The sequence below is a fragment of the Bradyrhizobium betae genome (assembly GCF_004123905.1).
GTDB lineage: Bacteria > Pseudomonadota > Alphaproteobacteria > Rhizobiales > Xanthobacteraceae > Bradyrhizobium > Bradyrhizobium betae_A.
Genome location: NZ_MZXW01000043.1, coordinates 47,599 through 62,358 on the forward strand (window position 1 = coordinate 47,599; position 14,760 = coordinate 62,358).

Here is a 14,760-nt window from a genome sequence, read left to right on the forward strand (position 1 = left end):
TGGCCAAATAACAAGATCAAACTGGAAACGCCAGGGGGAGCGCGATGTCCTCGTTCGAGACCATCCTCGTGGAGCGGCCCGAGCCGGCGATTGTCCGGATCGTGATGAACCGGCCCGATGCGCGCAACGCGCAAAACCTGCAAATGACCTACGACCTCAACACCGCCTTCGATGCGGCGGTGCAGGACGACACGGTCAAGGTCATCATCCTCGCCGGCAACGGGCCGCACTTTTCTTCGGGCCATGACCTGCGCCCCGGTGGCAAGAATGCGGCCGGCGTTGATTTTCCGCCGATTGGAAATTGGGGCGGTTTTGCCGAACCCAACGCGCATGGCCGTTTCGCGCGCGAACAGGAAATATATCTCCAGATCACGCGGCGCTGGCGCAACCTCGCCAAGCCCATGATCGCCGAGGTGCACGGCAAGTGCATCGCGGGCGGGCTGATGCTGGCCTGGGCCTGCGACCTCATCGTCGCCAGCGACGATGCGCAATTTTGCGATCCCGTGGTGACGATGGGCGTCTGCGGCGTCGAATGGTTCGTGCATCCCTGGGAGCTCGGGCCGCGCAAGGCCAAGGAGTTTCTGTTCACCGCCGATAGCTGGAGCGCGCAAGAGGCGCATCAGCTTGGCATGGTCAATCGCGTCGTACCGCGCACTGAACTCTCGGCGTCCGTGATGGAGCTGGCACGCCGGATCGCATCAAAGCCGTCGTTTGCGTTAAAACTGACCAAGGAGGCGGTGAACCGCTCGGTCGACGTGATGGGCCAGCCGGCCGCGATCGACCAGGCCTTTGCGCTGCATCAATTGTGTCACGCCCATAACCTTCAGGAGTTCGGCATGGTGGTCGATCCCTCCGGGCTGCATCCCTCCGTGCGCAAGCCGCCGGCGGCCGCGGAGCAATAGCATGGATCTCAATCTCAGTGACGAGCAACGACTGCTCCGCGAAAGCGCGGAACGTTTCGTGGCCGAAAGCTATGATGCCGACCATCGCCGCAAGATGGCGAAGGATCCGCTCGGCTTCAGCCCTGATGTGTGGAAGCAGTTCGCCGAGCTCGGCTGGCTGGCGCTGCCGATCCCGGAAGAGTTTGACGGGCTCGGCGGCGGCGCGGTCGAGACCGGGATCTTGATGGAAGCCTTTGGCCGCGGGCTGGTGTCCGAGCCGTATGTCGCGACCGTGGTGCTCGGAACTGGGCTGATCGAGAAGAGCGGCACTACGGCGCAGAAGCAGGCGCGGCTGCCGAAGGTTGCGAACGGATCGCTAAAACTCGCGTTCGCGCATTCCGAGCGTGCGGCGCGGTTCGATCTCGCCAAGGTCGCGACCGTCGCTCATAAGACGGCGGAGGGATGGCGCCTCGCCGGCAGCAAGATCGCAGTGCTCGACGGCCACGCTGCCGACGAGATCATCGTCTCCGCGCATATTCATGATCATCAGGGGCCATCGGGACGGATCGGCCTGTTTTTGATGCCGGTGAAGACGCCGAGCGTTGCGATCAGTGACTATGAGCGCCTCGGCGGCGGACGGGCCTGCAACATCGAGCTGTCAGGCGTAGAGCTGCCGGAGGACGCTATCCTTGGTGACGGCAGCGACGCGCTGCCCACGATCGAATGGGCCGTCGATCGCGCCATGGCTGCGCTCGGTGCAGAAGCCGTCGGCATCATGCAGACGCTGCTCGACACCACGCTGGAATACACCAAGATCCGCAAGCAATTCGGTCGGCCGCTCTCCGCCAACCAGGTGATCCGCCATCGCCTCGCCGACATGGCGATGCAGGTCGACGAGTCACGCTCGATGGCGCTGCGCGCCGCACTGAAGGTGGATAGCATGCGGGTCGAGCGCGCACGCGCTGCTTCGGGCGCGAAAGCAAAGATCGGCAAATGCGCGCGCTTCGTCGGCGAGCAATCGATCCAGCTGCACGGCGGCATGGGTGTCACCGAGGAGCTCGAGGTCGGCGCCTATTTCAAGCGGCTGGTCGCCTTCGACACGTTGTTCGGCGGCAGCGCGCATCACTATGCCCGCCACGCCCGGCTTGGCCGCACCGCCGTTTCAGCCTGAAGGGAGCGCATCATGGACCTGTCGTTCAATGCCGAGGAGCGTGCCTTCCAGGACGAGGTGCGCGGCTTCATCGCCAAGAACCTCACCGAGGAAATGAAGCGCGCCACCGCGCTGACGCCGTCGGTGTTCTCCGACCCCGATATCGGCATGGCCTGGCAGCGCGTACTGCACCGGCAGGGCTGGGGCGCGCCGGGCTGGCCGGTCGAGCACGGCGGCCCGGACTGGACGCCGGCGCAGCGCTGGATTTTCGAGACCGAAAGCGCGCGGGCCGGCGTGCCCAATGTCAACGTGATGGGCGTGAAGATGGTCGGCCCCGTCATCATCGGCTTCGGCAGCCTTGAGCAGAAGAATTTTTACCTGCCGCGCATTCTCTCCGGCGAAGACTATTGGTGCCAGGGTTATTCCGAGCCGGGCTCCGGCTCCGACCTGTCCTCGCTGAAGACGCGCGCGGTGCGTGACGGTGACGATTACATCATCAACGGCACCAAAATCTGGACCACGCATGCCCATCACGCCAACCGCATGTTCGCGCTGGTGCGCACCAGTGACGGGCCGCGGCAGCAGGACGGCATCAGTTTTGTGCTGATCGACATGACAACGCCGGGCATCACCACGCGCCCGATCCTCACCATCGGCGGCGACCACGAGGTCAACCAGGTGTTCTTCGACGATGTCCGCGTGCCCGTGGCCAACCGTGTCGGCGACGAAGGCAAGGGCTGGACCTACGGCAAATATCTGCTCGAATTCGAGCGTGGCTCGGGGATCGCGTCAGCCAAGCTGCGCGAGGGATTGAAGGCGATCGCCGAGCTCGCCGAGTCCGACTTGACCGGCCGCGCCATCGACAGCCCTGACATCGCGACGCGCATCTCCGAGGTCGAGGTTGACATCGACGCGCTGGAGATGACCGAGCTGCGCGTGCTCTCCGCGCTGCAGACCGGACAAAATCCCGGCGCGGTGTCGTCGATCCTGAAGCTGCGCAACAGCGAGATCCGGCAGGCCGTGACGCGGCTCGGCGTCGACGTGATCGGCCACGATGCGCTTGCCGTCGAACCGATGCGGCCGCTCTACAAGCTCAACCACGAGCCGGCGCTGCCTGAGGACGTGCTGACGGTGGTGCCGGAATATCTCAACGGGCGTGCCTACACGATCTTCGGCGGCACTTCGGAGATCCAGCGCGACATCATTGCGAAGATGATGCTGGGGATTTAGCGGCGGCTCTCTCAGCCGTCATTGCGAGGAGCCCTTGCGACGAAGCAATCCAGGCTGCCTCCGCGGAGAGATTCTGGATTGCTTCGCTACGCTCGCAATGACGGCGCGACTGAATGCCTTAGCCCACCTTCGCATCCCTGATCGCCTGCCATATCTTCTGCGGCGTCAGCGGCGTATTCAGCTGGGTGATGCCGAGCTCGGCGAGTGCGTCCATCACGCCGTTGGTGACGCAGGGCGGGCCGCCGATGGCGCCGGATTCGCCGCAGCCCTTGGCGCCCAGCGGATTGGTGCGGCAGGGCGCGGAATCATCCAGCGTCACCACGATCGGCGGCACGTCGTCGGCACGCGGGATGCAATAGTCCTGGTAGCTCGCGGTGAGAAGCTGGCCGTCAGCATCGTAGGAGACGCCTTCATACAGCGCCTGGCCAATGCCCTGCGCGACACCGCCATGGATCTGGCCCGTGACCAGCATCGGGTTCACGGCGACGCCGACGTCGTCGACGGTGGTGTAGCGCACGACCTTGGAGACGCCGGTCTCGGGATCAATCTCGACCTCGCAGATATGCGTGCCGTTCGGCCAGCTCGGGCCGTCGACCTCGCCTTCGGAATCGACGCTGAGCTTGGAGCCGCCTTCCTTCTCGGCGATGTCGAACAGGCTGATGCGGCGATCGGTGCCGACCACGGTGAGCATGCCGCCCTGATATTCGATGTCCTCGACCGAGGTCTCCAGCACGTTCGCGGCTTTCTCACGAGCTTTCTGGATCAAATCGTTAGAGGAGACCGCGACCGCCGTCCCGCCGACGAACAGCGAGCGCGAACCGACGCTGCCAAAGCCCATAGCGAGATCCGTGTCGCCCTGGACGACGTCGATCTTGTCCATGGCAATACCGAGCGTATCGGAGATCATCTGCGTATAGGTGGTCTGCAGCCCCTGGCCCATCGCCATGGTGCCGGAATGCAGAACGACGCGGCCCTGCGAGGTCGCGTGCAGGCTGACCTTCTCGGTGTGGGCGCGGCCGCCGGTCCATTCGATGTAGGAGGTGAGCCCGCGTCCGTAGAGCAGGCCCTTCTTCTTCGCCGCCTTCTTGCGCGCGGCAAAGCCGTCCCAGTCGGCAAGCTTCACGGCGCGATCGAGCATGTGGGCGAACGCGCCGGAATCGTAAACTTGCCCCGCGGCGTTGGTGTAGGGCAGCTGCGCGGGCTTGATGTAGTTGGCTTTGCGGATTGCGCGCGGATCCATGCCGATTTTTCGCGCGGCAGCGTCGAACAGGCGCTCGACGATGAAGACGGCCTCAGGACGGCCTGCGCCGCGATAGGCGCCGACCGGCGCGGTGTGGGTCATCACCGACTTGACCTCGAAATGCACCAGCGGCAAATCGTAGACGCCGGTCTGCACGAATGGCCCGAGCACCAGCGGGATGATGTTGGCAGCACCCGAGGAGTACGCACCCGTGCAGCCGATCGACTTGACGCGATAGGCCAGCACCTTGCCTTTCTCGTCCAGCGCGAAGGACGCCGTCGAGGTCAGATCGCGGCCATGGGTCCCGCCGACGAACTCGTCGGTGCGATCGCCGCGCCAGCGGATCTTCTTGTTCAGCTTGGTTGCCGCGTAAGCGACGATACCATCTTCCGGATAGAGGTTGGTCTTCTGGCCAAAGCCGCCGCCGATGTCGCCGACCAGCACGCGCACGCTGTCCTTGGGGCGCTTGAGAACGGCTTCCGCCAGCACGTCGCGGGTGGAGGCCGGGGTCTGCGACTGCACATGCAGGAGGAGACGGCCGGTCGCCTTATCGATCTCGGCAATGGTCGAGCGCGGCTCCATCGCGGAGGGCACCAGACGCTGGCTGACGATGTCGAGCTCGACCGTATGCGCGGCCTTGGCAAAGGCCTCGTCGACCTTGGCGGCATCACCGTAAGCCATCGCGCCGACGATGTTGTCGGGCGCCTCAGGCCACACCACGGGCGCGCCGGGCTTGACGGCTTCGACAGGATCGACCACCGCGGGCTGCACGTCGTATTCGACCACGATCGCTTCGGCTGCGCTCTGGGCCTCTGCACGCGAGGACGCCACCACCGCCGCCACCGCCTCGCCGGTGTAGCGCACGATCTCATGGGCAAGCAGGCGGCGCGGCGGCACTGTCATCGGCTTGCCGTCGGGGCGCTTGAAAATGCTCAGCGTCGGAATGGTCCCGATATCGTCCTTGACGAGGTCCGCGCCGGTGTAGATCGCAGTGACGCCCGGCATCGCGGCTGCCGCGCTGGTGTCGATCGAGACGATCTTCGCGTGGGCGTGCGGCGAGCGCAGCACGTGCAACCACAGCGCGCCGTCTTGCGGTTTGTCGTCGATGAATTGCCCCTTCCCGGTCAGCAGCCGCTGGTCTTCCAAACGCTTGACGGGCTGGCCCGCTCCGAAACGCAAATTGCCGGGAAGAATGTTCATTCCGTGGGGTCCTCTAAGCCTCAAAGTGCGGGCAGCCTTTTAGCGGATCGAGGCATGCGAGGCCAGCCGCGGATTTGGGCGGTATATCCACGATTTCGGCATGCCGTCCCGCAAATCCGTGATTCCGCAGGGTGGGCAAAGGCGCGCTTGCGCCGTGCCCACCATCGCTCAACGGACGCGCTCAGGATGGTGGGCACGCTACGCTTTGCCCACCCTACGGCACTTGCTTCTGCGCGATAAGACGTGGATGGCCGGGTCAAGCCGGCCATGACGACTACGGAGCGAGCTCCCTTAGCGCCGCCTCCACGACCTTGCGCCCATCGGCCGTCAGTGGGGCCTGCGGCGGGACGGGATCGCCGACGTCGTAGCCCTGGATGGCCAGCCCCGCCTTGATGCAAGCGGCGAGATTGAAGCGGGCGAAGGCTTCGTTGATGCGCCACAGCCTGCGCTGGAGCACCACGGCCTCGTCCCAGCGGCCGGCCTTGCAGAGATCGTAGAGCGCGACGCTCTGGCGCGGAATGATGCAGGCGGGCCCCGCCATCCAGCCTTGGCCGCCAATCAGCATCACCGCGGCCGGGATATGGGCGGAGGCCGAGAACACGCGCAAGGCATCGCCGCAGCGGTTCATGATCGAGAGCAGCCGGCCGGTGTTGGTCGAGGCATCCTTGATGTAGCCGATGCGCGGATGTTCGGCGAGGCGCGCGATCACGTCAAGGGTGAGATCGGAGCGCTGGAATTGCGGGTTGGTGTAGATGACGACGGGAATGTCCACCGCGTCCGCGATGCTGCGGAAAAAGGATTCGATCTGGGCATCGGCGAGCGGAAAGTACGCCTCCAGGATCGCCAGGATGCCGTTGGCACCACACTTCTGATAGGCCCTCGCCTGCGCCACCGCATCCGCCGTCGAGGTCGAGGCGACGCCGGCTACGACCGGCACGCGGCCCTTCGCGGCCTCGATGGTGGTCTGCACGATCGCCATGCGTTGCGCGGCGCTGAGATAGGCAAACTCGCCGGTCGAGCCAAGCGGGGTTAGACCATGCACGCCGGCGCCGATCAGATCGTCGCAGAGCTTGGCAAGCACGTTCGTGCGCACCGCGCCGTCGGCATCGACGGGCGAGACGAGATAAGGGAAGACGCCGTGGAAGTCGGTCATGTCAGGTGTCCCCCGAGACTGGCTAGCCCGACAGGTCTTAGCAATGCCTGCGCCGGCGATCAAACCTTGAGCAGCCGCACCCGCGTTCCCCAGGGATCGATCGCCTCGACGCCGTCCGCGAGCGCCGTGACCTTCGCGCCGCCCTTGCGCAGGCGCTCCTCCTGGGCGGCGAGAATGTCCTGCTTCTCCGTCACCAGCGAGAACCAGGCGAGACCCGTGGCCTGGTCGTCGCGCTGGCCGGCGCCCTCGCTCTGCCAGATATTCATGCCGAGGTGATGGTGATAGCGGCCCGACGACAGGAACGCGGCGCCATTGCGCTTGCGGGTCGGGTCGAGGCCGACCGTGCCGTGATAGAAGCGCTCGGCTTCCGAGAGATCACCGACGCGCAGATGCATGTGACCGATGCGTAGTCCGTCCGGCGCCCTGGCATAATCGGCGACGCGCGTATTGGTCAGCGACAGCAGATCGGGGATGTTGAGCTCGTCGCTCGCCATCTTCACGCTGCCCTCGCTCCACTGCCATTGCGAGGGGGCGCGGTCGGCATAGACCTCGATGCCGTTGCCTTCGGGGTCATCGAGATAGACGGACTCGCTGACGAGGTGGTCGGCAAAGCCTGACAGCTTCACGCGATGTGAGGCGGCATGGACCAGCCAGCGCGCGAGATCCTTGCGGGTCGGCATCAGGAAGGCGGTATGATAGAGGCCGGCGGCATTGCGCGGCTCGATCGCGGCATCGGGGCGCGCCTCGAGCACCAGCAGCGTGATGCCGGCCGTGCCGAGCTTTGCGGCGGTGGCCGAACGCTCCATCACGGTGAGCCCGATCACGTCGCGGTAGTAGTCCGCCACCGTGTCGAGGTTCTTGACCCGGAGCGTCACCATGCCGACATGCATCGGTGTCCGGCTGGCATAGGTGGGCCCGCCGCCTTGCGGAATACCCTCGGCGCGCGCGGCGGCAGCCGCCGCCATCGCAAGCGACGTCGCGCCGGCGAGTTGCAGCAGGGTGCGGCGGGTGAGGTCGATGGTCATCGGTCGGGTCTCGCTGAAATCCTTGAGGCCATGGGGCGCAATTTCGGGATTGCTACACGTTCCCGTGAGCGGCTCCCAATCACATGTTCGTCGGCCGTGGTCCTACGGGGGCCGGCCGTCCCTTTGGCTTGTCCTGGCCACCCGGCCAGTTTCGCAATCGCCTGCAACATCCCAGATTGAGGACAGCTTACAGGAGCCTGCCATGCCCGATTTGACCGCCCTGTCCTCATTGTCGTCCGCGCTCGTGGACGTCGTGGCGCGCGCCGCGCCGTCCGTCGTCTCCGTGCACTCGCATCGCGCCCGCTCAACCGGCTTCGTCTGGAAGGACGGCCTGATCGTCACCGCCGACGAAGCGCTGGCCGACGAGGGCCAGGTCGAGGTCGGCCTTCCCGACGGCAGCCGTGTGGCCGCCACGATCGTCGGCCGTGACCACACCACCGACATCGCGCTGCTGCGTACCGAGGCCGCCGTCGCGCCGGTCAAGCTCGCCGAAACGGTCCCGCCGCTCGGCACGTTGTCGGTCGTCGTTGCCACCAACCGCGAGACGCCGAGCGCCGCGCTCGGGATGGTGTCAGCATCCGGCAAGGGCTGGCGTTCCCTGCGCGGCGGCGACATCGATGCGCGGATCGAGCTCGACATTCGCCTGCGTCCCAGCCAGGAGGGCGGCCTCGCGCTCGATGCATCGGGCGACGCCTTCGGCATGGCGGTGCTCGGACCGCGGCGGGTGCTCGTCATTCCGACGGCGACCATCGAGCGCGTCGCGCCGCAGCTCGAGGCGCGCGGCCGCATCGCGCGCGGATATCTCGGCCTCGGACTCCAGCCGGTGCGGCTCGACGACGGCGTCGGCGCGATGGTGATGAATGTCGACAAGACAGGACCTTCGGCGGCGGCCGGCATCCGCCAGGGCGACGTGATCGTCGCAGTCAACGACCAGAAGCTCTCTGGCGTGCGCGCGCTGTCGCGGACGCTGGGGCCTGCGAGCGTCGGTGCAATCGTCGATGTCGCGGTGCGCCGCGGCGGCGAGCCGGTCAGCTTCAAGGTCACGGTCGGCGAGAGGCCGGAGGCGTGAGCGAACCCAAGACGGCCGAGATCGTCCTGTCGCTTGAGATCGACGATCCCGCGCTGGCCGATCGCCTGGCGGCGCTGCTCGGCAATGTCGCCGGGCTTCGCCTTGCCGCACCTGGCGAGACCGCCGCGGCAACGGTCGTTGCCCGCGATCCGCGCAGCATGCCTGAGGACATCGCGCTGACGCAGCGCGAGCTCGACGTGCTGGCGCTGATGGCCGAAGGCGGCTCCAACAAGATGATCGCGCGCCAGCTCGGCATCTCCGTGCACACGGTGAAATTCCATGTCGGCTCGCTGCTCGACAAGCTGGATGCCACCGGCCGCACCGATGCAGTGGCGCATGCGGCGCGCCGCGGCGTGATCGAGCTATGATGGGTTCTATAGTGCTGAAGTCTTGGGGAAGCTGAGCCGAACCGTGAGGCCCGGCGCATTGTCATGCAGCGCGACCTCCGCACCATGGAGGCCTGCCACTGCCGCGACCAGGCTCAAGCCCAGGCCGTTGCCCGGCGTGTAGCGGCTCTGCTCGAGCCGGTAGAAGCGCTTGAAGACGTGATCGCGCTCCTCGGCTGGAATGCCCGGACCGTCGTCGGCGATCGAGATCACCGCGCCGCCATCGACGCTGCGGCAGGTCACCGTCACCTGCCCGCCCTTGCAGCCATGCTTGATCGCGTTGTCGACGAGATTGGCGACGGCGTCGAACAGCAGGTCGCGATCGCCCGTGATCGCAACCTCACGGTCGCCGCCGAGGCTGAGGCGCGTGTCGACCTGCTCGGCGGCGGCGTCGTAGAGCTCGACAACTTCGCCGGCGATCTCGGCAAGATCAAGCGCGCGAAACGCGCTGCGGCGGGCGCGCGTCTCGATCTCCGAAATCCGCGTGATCGAGGCGAACATGCCGAGCACGGCGTCGAGATCGGCGATGGTGTCGCCGATCAGCGCCGCATCGGCCTCGCTGTTGCGTGGGGTGTGATAGGCCTTCTCCAGCCGGCCGCGCATCCGCGTCAGCGGCGTGCGCAGATCATGGGCGACGTTGTCGCTGACCTGCTTGACCTCGCCCATCAACGTCTCGATGCGGTCGAGCATCTGATTGAGGTTTTCGGCGACGCGGTCCCACTCGTCATGGCTGCCGCGCAAGGGGATACGCCGGTCGAGGCCGGACAGCATGATGGCGCGGCTGGTGGTGTTGATCTCCTCGATCCGTCCGACCGTGCGCCGCGTCACCAGCACCGCGGCGAGCCCTGCCAGCACCGCAAGCAGCACGCCGGCAGCGATCATCGCAAGCTCGATCATGCCGGTGAAGCCGCTGTGATCGCCGGCGTCGCCGACCCGGCTCTCCACGTAGGCGATCGTGCCAAAATAGACGTAGGCCATGATCGCCGCGACGATCAGCCCGAATACGGCGATCGCGAACAACGCCAGGCGGAAGGTCGAGGACCGAAGCGTCTTAGCCAGGAGCACGGAGACAATATCCGATGCCGCGAATGGTATGGATCAGCGGATAGGCCTGGGCATCGTCGACCTTGCGGCGGACGCGGCCGACATAGACGTCGATGATGTTGGTGGAGGGATCGAAATGCAGGTCCCAGACATGCTGGAGCAGCATCGCGCGGGAGACGACGCGCCCCTCGTTGCGGACGAGATATTCGAGCAGCTGGAATTCGCGCGGCAGCAGTGGAATCTTCCGGCCGCGGCGGGAGGCAGCCCGTGCGATCAGGTCGACGGCGAGGTCGCCGATCCGCAACACGGTCTCCTTGGCGACGGTTTCGCTGCGCCGGCCCAAGGCTTCAAGACGCGCAAGAAGCTCGACGAAGGAAAACGGCTTGACGAGATAGTCGTCGCCGCCGGCGCGCAGACCACGCACGCGGTCGTCGACTTCGCCGAGCGCGGAAATGATCAGGAACGGCGCGGCGACGCCATCGTCGCGCAATTGCCGCATCACGGCAATGCCGTCGATGTCGGGCAGCATGCGGTCGATGGTGATCACGGCATAGTCGCGCGCGGCGCCGTGACTGATCGCCTCGCGGCCGTTGGCTGCGAGATCGACGTCATAGCCAGAGGTCGTCAGCTCCTCAACGAGCTGACCTGCGGTTTCCGGATCGTCCTCGACGACCAGGATGCGGCGGTGACCTCCGGTCATGCAAAACTCCGCGCGACGATCGCCATCAGACTATCCCGTTCCGGGGCAAGGCGGAACAGCCCAATGGCGATCGCGACAATGGTGCGGTACGGCGATGCGACTACCAATAGTCTCCGCACACATTGACCCATTGCCACCCATAGGGCGTCCAGCTCCTGCGCCAGCAGCCGTCGTTGTAGCCGGCGTAGATAAAGGGCGCGCCGAAGACGGCGAAACGGCGGAAGTGATTGTGACGGAAGAAGCCGTGGTGACCGTGCCAGCCGGCGCCGGCGAAGCGCGGCCCGATTGCCGCATGCGCGAAACGTGCGCCGCCGAAGCCCGGGCCGCCAGCAAAGCGCGCGCCACCCATGCCGCCGAAACCGCCCGCTCGCATGCCGCCGCCGAAGCCACCCGCATGCATTCCGCCGCCCCCGAAATGCCCGCCACCGCCAAAGCCGCCATGGCCGCCACCGCCAAAGCCACCACCGCCATGCCCTCCGCCACCGCCGCCGCCACGGGCGAGCACCGGTGAAGCGAGTGCCATCGCGGCGGCGACCGTTACCGCGGTGAGGCCTTTGAGAAGCCTGTTGTTCATCGAAGCATCCTCCTTGCAGTGCGGCGGTCTCCGCGCCGCACGAGGAAGATCAGATGAGAGGAACGGACTTGTTCCTTCAACTTACAAATGCGCCAGATTCTGACGCGGATGTCAGGGAGGCGGCGCTCCGCTCTCTCCTCGTCATTGCGAGGAGCCGTTGCGACGAAGCAATCCAGACTGTCTCGGCGGAGGCGGTCTGGATTGCTTCGCTACGCTCGCAATGACGTGGAGAGACCTCTCGCCGCAAGGAGCGGGAGAGGTTAAGGGCTCACGCCCGCTTGCCGTTGTTCTTTTCGGCGGCGCGACGCAAGGCTTCGGCAAGGGCACCGCCGCCACCGGACGACTCCTGCTTGCGCGGTGCGGAAGAAGTCATGCGCGACGGATTGCGCGAGCTGTTGTCGCGCTGCATCCCGGGCGCGTCCTTCTTGTCACCGACCTCGTCATCGAGGCGCAGGGTCAGTGAGATGCGCTTGCGGGCGACCTCGAAGTCCAGCACCTTGACCTTGACGATGTCGCCGGGCTTCACCACCTCGCGCGGATCCTTGATGTAGGTCTTGGACATCGCGGAGATGTGAACGAGGCCGTCCTGGTGCACGCCGATGTCGACGAAGGCGCCGAAGGCGGCGACGTTGGTCACTGTGCCCTCCAGGATCATGCCCTTCTTGAGATGCTTGATCTCCTCGACGCCGTCCATGAACACCGCGGCCTTGAACGCCGGGCGCGGGTCGCGGCCGGGCTTTTCCAGTTCCTTCAAGATATCCGTGACGGTCGGCAGTCCGAAGGTCTCGTCGACAAAATCCTTCGGCTTCAGCGTGCGGACGATCTCGCTGCTGCCGATCAGCGCCTTGATGTCGCTCTTGGTGGCCGCAAGGATCCGACGCACCACCGGATAGGCTTCCGGATGCACACCGGAGGCATCGAGCGGGTCCTCGCCGCCGAGGATGCGCAGAAAGCCGGCGCACTGCTCGAACGCCTTTGGGCCCAGCCGCGGCACCTCCTTCAGCGCCTTGCGCGACTTGAACGGGCCGTTGGCGTCGCGGTGGGCGACGATGCTCTGGGCAAGGCCGGAGCCGACGCCCGACACACGCGCAAGCAGCGGCGCCGAAGCCGTGTTGACGTCGACGCCGACGGCATTCACGCAGTCTTCGACCACGGCATCGAGCGATTTGGCGAGCTTGGCCTGGCCGAGATCGTGCTGATACTGACCGACGCCGATCGCCTTGGGCTCGATCTTGACGAGCTCGGCGAGCGGATCCTGGAGCCGGCGGGCGATCGAGACGGCGCCGCGCAGGGTGACGTCGAGCCCCGGCAACTCCTCCGAAGCGAAGGCCGAGGCCGAATAGACCGACGCGCCGGCTTCCGACACCACGATCTTGGTCATCTTCAGCTCAGCCAGTCCCTTGACGAGATCGCCGGCGAGCTTGTCGGTCTCGCGCGAAGCGGTGCCGTTGCCGATTGCGATCAGCTCGACGCGATGCTTGAGCGCGAGCTTGCCGAGGATCGCCAGCGCCTCGTTCCACTGCCGCTGTGGCTCGTGCGGGTAGATCACGGCGGTATCGACCACCTTGCCGGTCGCGTCGGTGACGGCAACCTTGACGCCGGTGCGGAAGCCGGGATCGAGCCCCATTGTGACGCGGGTGCCGGCGGGCGCGGCCAACAGAAGGTCGCGCAGATTCGAGGCAAACACGCGGACGGCCTCGGTCTCGGCTGCATTCCACAGCCGCATGCGCAAATCGATATTGAGATGCACCTGGATCTTGGTGCGCCAGGCCCAGCGCACGGTGTCGATCAGCCAGCGGTCGCCGGCGCGCTTGAGGTCGGCGATGCCGAACCGCTTCATGATCTTCAATTCATAGGCGCTCGGCACGCCCGGCGGCGGCGCTTCGGCCTCGGCCTGCATTTGCAGATCGAGGATCTCTTCCTTCTCGCCGCGGAACATCGCGAGGATGCGGTGCGAGGGCAGTTTCGTCAGCGGCTCGGAGAATTCAAAATAGTCGGCGAACTTTTCGCCTTCGGTCTTCTTGCCCTCGCGGACCTTGGAGGCCATGCGCGCATTGGTCCACATCTCCTCGCGAAGTGCGCCGATCAGGTCGGCGTCTTCGTCAAAGCGTTCGACCAGAATGGCGCGGGCGCCGTCGAGTGCGGCGGCCGCATCCGCGACACCCTTCTCGGCGTTGATGAAGCTCTCGGCGACGACCTTCGGATCGTTGCCGGGCTCGGCCATCAGCTGATTGGCGAGCGGCTCGAGGCCGGCTTCCTTGGCGATCTCGGCCTTGGTGCGGCGCTTCGGCTTGAACGGGAGATAGATGTCTTCCAGGCGCGCCTTGCTGTCGGCGGCGAGAATGGAGGCTTCCAGCGCTGCATCGAGCTTGCCCTGCTCGCGGACCGATTCGAGGATGGCCTTGCGGCGGTCTTCGAGCTCGCGCAAATAGCCCAGGCGCTCCTCCAGGGTGCGCAATTGCGCGTCGTCGAGCGCACCGGTCGCTTCCTTGCGGTAGCGGGCGATGAAGGGAACCGTGGCGCCGCCGTCGAGCAGCGTCACCGTCGCCTCGACCTGCTCCGCCCGTACCCCAAGCTCCTGCGCAATTTTCTGGTTGATATTTGCCACGCGAGAATTCCCTCCAAGTACGCACCGCGGGGGCGAACCACCGGCTGCGGGACGCCGCTTATGGACCAACCGAGGTTGATTCATCAAGGTGCGGCGCGCAACCGTCGACAGAGGATTTTTTGTTGAACCGATGCGTTCTCGCCACATTCGTCGGTTTTTAGCCGCGCTCTCGTGTCCCGGACGCGATGCAGCGCGCAAGCGATGCGGCGCAGAGCCGGGACCCAGAGGGCGGCGCGGGCACATGCCGAGACATGGCCCCGGCTCTGCAGCGCACCGTCGAAGAGACGCTGCGCCGCGTCCGGGGCACGAGAGTGGAGTTTGGCAAACACGCTCTCCTCCGCGTCATTGCGAGCGCAGCGAAGCAATCCAGAGTGTTCCGCGGAGGGATTCTGGATTGCTTCGCTGCGCTCGCAATGACGGAGGATGAGGTGAGCGATAGTGCATCTCCAAATTCCACTGTCATTCCCTGCGAAGGCAGGGAATCCAGTACGCCGCGGCTT

Annotated in this window: 12 protein-coding genes; 5 read left to right on the plus strand and 7 right to left on the minus strand. The window is 65.9% G+C overall.

The features are described 5' to 3' along the window. Positions 1 to 44: 44 nt before the first annotated feature. Genes B5V03_RS31310 through B5V03_RS31320 form a run of 3 tightly spaced genes read left to right on the plus strand, consistent with a single transcriptional unit; the run spans position 45 to position 3,261 of the window. A complete protein-coding gene (locus tag B5V03_RS31310) occupies positions 45 to 902 on the plus strand; it encodes an enoyl-CoA hydratase (RefSeq protein ID WP_129274256.1) in 858 nt (285 codons plus the stop codon). Position 903: 1 nt separating this feature from the next. Further along, positions 904 to 2,052, plus strand: a complete 1,149-nt coding sequence (locus B5V03_RS31315) for an acyl-CoA dehydrogenase family protein (RefSeq protein ID WP_129274257.1) — start codon at positions 904 to 906, stop codon at positions 2,050 to 2,052. Between the two features lie 12 nt (positions 2,053 to 2,064). Next, positions 2,065 to 3,261 carry an acyl-CoA dehydrogenase family protein gene (locus B5V03_RS31320; protein WP_129274258.1) on the plus strand — a complete coding sequence of 399 codons (1,197 nt, stop codon included), beginning with the start codon at positions 2,065 to 2,067 and terminating at the stop codon, positions 3,259 to 3,261. Positions 3,262 to 3,379: 118 nt separating this feature from the next. Here the strand turns inward: B5V03_RS31320 and B5V03_RS31325 are convergent, their stop codons facing one another. From B5V03_RS31325 to B5V03_RS31335, 3 genes are all read right to left on the minus strand, one after another. Further along, entirely contained in the window at positions 3,380 to 5,701 is a 2,322-nt protein-coding gene (locus tag B5V03_RS31325; protein WP_129274259.1) for a xanthine dehydrogenase family protein molybdopterin-binding subunit, read from the minus strand. 274 nt (positions 5,702 to 5,975) lie between these two features. After that, the gene (locus B5V03_RS31330) at positions 5,976 to 6,854 is read right to left on the minus strand and encodes a dihydrodipicolinate synthase family protein (protein ID WP_129274260.1); all 879 of its coding nucleotides are present in this window, start codon (positions 6,852 to 6,854) and stop codon (positions 5,976 to 5,978) included. 59 nt (positions 6,855 to 6,913) lie between these two features. Then, a complete protein-coding gene (locus B5V03_RS31335; RefSeq protein ID WP_129274261.1) occupies positions 6,914 to 7,879 on the minus strand; it encodes a VOC family protein in 966 nt (321 codons plus the stop codon). A gap of 202 nt (positions 7,880 to 8,081) precedes the next feature. On the opposite strand from B5V03_RS31335, the gene B5V03_RS31340 reads away from it, so the two are divergent. Both B5V03_RS31340 and B5V03_RS31345 read left to right on the plus strand, forming a co-directional pair. Then, a complete protein-coding gene (locus tag B5V03_RS31340) occupies positions 8,082 to 8,948 on the plus strand; it encodes a S1C family serine protease (protein ID WP_129274262.1) in 867 nt (288 codons plus the stop codon). After that, positions 8,945 to 9,316 carry a response regulator transcription factor gene (locus tag B5V03_RS31345; protein ID WP_129274263.1) on the plus strand — a complete coding sequence of 124 codons (372 nt, stop codon included), beginning with the start codon at positions 8,945 to 8,947 and terminating at the stop codon, positions 9,314 to 9,316. Before B5V03_RS31340 ends, B5V03_RS31345 begins: the two co-directional genes overlap by 4 nt. Before the next feature lie 6 nt (positions 9,317 to 9,322). Here B5V03_RS31345 and B5V03_RS31350 read toward each other — a convergent pair whose 3' ends face one another. The 4 genes from B5V03_RS31350 to B5V03_RS31365 all read right to left on the minus strand — a co-directional run bounded on the left by B5V03_RS31350 (position 9,323) and on the right by B5V03_RS31365 (position 14,260). Further along, positions 9,323 to 10,399: a sensor histidine kinase gene (locus tag B5V03_RS31350; protein ID WP_129274264.1), complete on the minus strand. Its 1,077-nt coding sequence runs from the start codon at positions 10,397 to 10,399 to the stop codon at positions 9,323 to 9,325. Beyond that, the gene (locus B5V03_RS31355; protein ID WP_129274265.1) at positions 10,386 to 11,078 is read right to left on the minus strand and encodes a response regulator transcription factor; all 693 of its coding nucleotides are present in this window, start codon (positions 11,076 to 11,078) and stop codon (positions 10,386 to 10,388) included. The genes B5V03_RS31350 and B5V03_RS31355 overlap by 14 nt, the downstream gene beginning before the upstream one ends. 100 nt (positions 11,079 to 11,178) lie before the next feature. Continuing rightward, a complete protein-coding gene (locus B5V03_RS31360) occupies positions 11,179 to 11,652 on the minus strand; it encodes a hypothetical protein (protein WP_129274266.1) in 474 nt (157 codons plus the stop codon). 268 nt (positions 11,653 to 11,920) lie between these two features. Further along, entirely contained in the window at positions 11,921 to 14,260 is a 2,340-nt protein-coding gene (locus tag B5V03_RS31365) for a Tex family protein (RefSeq protein WP_129274267.1), read from the minus strand. Between the last annotated feature and the right edge of the window lie 500 nt (positions 14,261 to 14,760).

Coding starts and splice junctions, on each gene's coding strand:
- B5V03_RS31360 (WP_129274266.1), bottom strand. CDS start 11,652: ATGAACAACAGGCTTCTCAAAGGCCTCACCGCGGTAACGGTCGCCGCC.
- B5V03_RS31320 (WP_129274258.1), top strand. CDS start 2,065: ATGGACCTGTCGTTCAATGCCGAGGAGCGTGCCTTCCAGGACGAGGTG.
- B5V03_RS31355 (WP_129274265.1), bottom strand. CDS start 11,078: ATGACCGGAGGTCACCGCCGCATCCTGGTCGTCGAGGACGATCCGGAA.
- B5V03_RS31335 (WP_129274261.1), bottom strand. CDS start 7,879: ATGACCATCGACCTCACCCGCCGCACCCTGCTGCAACTCGCCGGCGCG.
- B5V03_RS31325 (WP_129274259.1), bottom strand. CDS start 5,701: ATGAACATTCTTCCCGGCAATTTGCGTTTCGGAGCGGGCCAGCCCGTC.
- B5V03_RS31310 (WP_129274256.1), top strand. CDS start 45: ATGTCCTCGTTCGAGACCATCCTCGTGGAGCGGCCCGAGCCGGCGATT.
- B5V03_RS31340 (WP_129274262.1), top strand. CDS start 8,082: ATGCCCGATTTGACCGCCCTGTCCTCATTGTCGTCCGCGCTCGTGGAC.
- B5V03_RS31315 (WP_129274257.1), top strand. CDS start 904: ATGGATCTCAATCTCAGTGACGAGCAACGACTGCTCCGCGAAAGCGCG.
- B5V03_RS31330 (WP_129274260.1), bottom strand. CDS start 6,854: ATGACCGACTTCCACGGCGTCTTCCCTTATCTCGTCTCGCCCGTCGAT.